Annotated in this window: 1 protein-coding gene; it reads right to left on the reverse strand. The window is 45.1% G+C overall.

Going from position 1 to position 1437, the window contains the following annotated elements; translation table 11 throughout:
* Positions 1 to 15: 15 nt before the first annotated feature.
* Positions 16 to 1385, reverse strand: a protein-coding gene (locus tag H5P17_RS26410; RefSeq protein ID WP_182825913.1) for an IS3 family transposase whose coding sequence is annotated in 2 segments (ribosomal slippage) — positions 16 to 923 and positions 923 to 1385 — 1371 coding nt in all. Because the reading frame shifts where the segments join, the coding sequence is not laid out codon by codon here.
* Between the last annotated feature and the right edge of the window lie 52 nt (positions 1386 to 1437).

Below are 1437 nucleotides of genomic sequence, written 5' to 3' on the forward strand. Positions count from 1 at the left end.
TGAAGTGAACCCCATTTATTGGACACTTTGCGTGGCGGCTAACATGGCCTGAGTCCGGTACTGTACCGGGCTTAGACCGTTTAGTTTTACCTTGATGCGTTCGTTGTTGTAGTAGTCAATGTAGCGATCCACTGCCTTTTTCAACTGTTCCGCGTCTTCGTACTCTTCGTTGTACCAACATTCAGTTTTGAGGAGCCCGAAGAAGTTCTCTATCACTGCATTATCGAGACAGTTTCCTTTTCGTGACATGCTTTGCTTGACACCCCACGAGATAAGTTTCGCTTGATAAGTCGCCATCTGATACTGCCATCCTTGATCCGAGTGCAGCATCGGTGTGTCATTCTTACTCAGCTTTTTCAACGCCTTATCCAGCATCTTACCAACGAGATTTACATCCGGTTTGGTATCTATGTTCCAGGCAATAATCTCTCGGTTATACAGATCCAATACCGGTGACAGATATAGCTTTTTCCCCTTGATATTGAACTCCGTAACATCCGTTACCCATTTCTGATTTGGGCCGTCAGCATTAAAATTCCGCTCTAAGATGTTAGGTGTAACTTTGCCGTAGACCCCTTTGTATGACTGATACTTTTTATACCTTAGATTGGAGGCAAGGCATTGTTCCCGCATCAATTTCCGTACAGTTTTATGGTTAAGACCATAACCCTCATGACGCAAGGCCATCGTAATGCGGCGGTAGCCATAGCGCCCTTTGTGGTAATGGAATAACTCTTTTATCTTTTCCTTTTCATGTACATAACTGCAACCACGACCATTGGCCTTAATTTGCCAGTAGAACGTGCTACGCGACTGTCTAGCAATCCGGAGGAGTAGAATAAGTCGATAATCACACCTTAATTCATTGATTATTATTGTTTTTTCTTTTGGTGCGCCTGAATTAAGGCCCGAAGCTTTTTTAAATAAGCATTCTCCGCGCGAAGATACTCAAGTTCTTCTTCAACCGTACGAAACTCAGGATGGGGAGCAACAAGTTCATCATTCAGTTGAACCGTTTTTTTCGCCCCTGGGAGCATTCCTTTCGGCTTATTGTGAAGAGCCATAATACCGCCTTCCCTATACAGTCGTTCCCATCTGCTAATCGTACTCGCTGCTGATATGTTGAATTTTGCAGCTGCCTTGCGGGAGGATTGACCATTATCCAGCATCCAAAGGACCACTGATTCTTTGGTTTCAGCTGAGTATGATCTCATGGGAATGTCGAGTCCATCCTCACCACGCGCCTTCCAATGCTCCGCCCAACGACGGACAGCACCATGATCGACACCAAACAGCTTAGCTGTTTTTTTCGCACCATCAGCACTATTGAGGTAGTGGAGGACAACCTTGCGGATGAATTCTGTTGTGTACTTTTTTCTGCCCATTTAAGCGTAAAACCCCTACTTGTTGGGTGTCCAACTTTCGGGGTTCACTTCA

The organism is Serratia sp. OS31 (assembly GCF_014164835.1).
In the GTDB taxonomy this organism is placed as follows: Bacteria; Pseudomonadota; Gammaproteobacteria; order Enterobacterales; family Enterobacteriaceae; genus Serratia; species Serratia liquefaciens_A.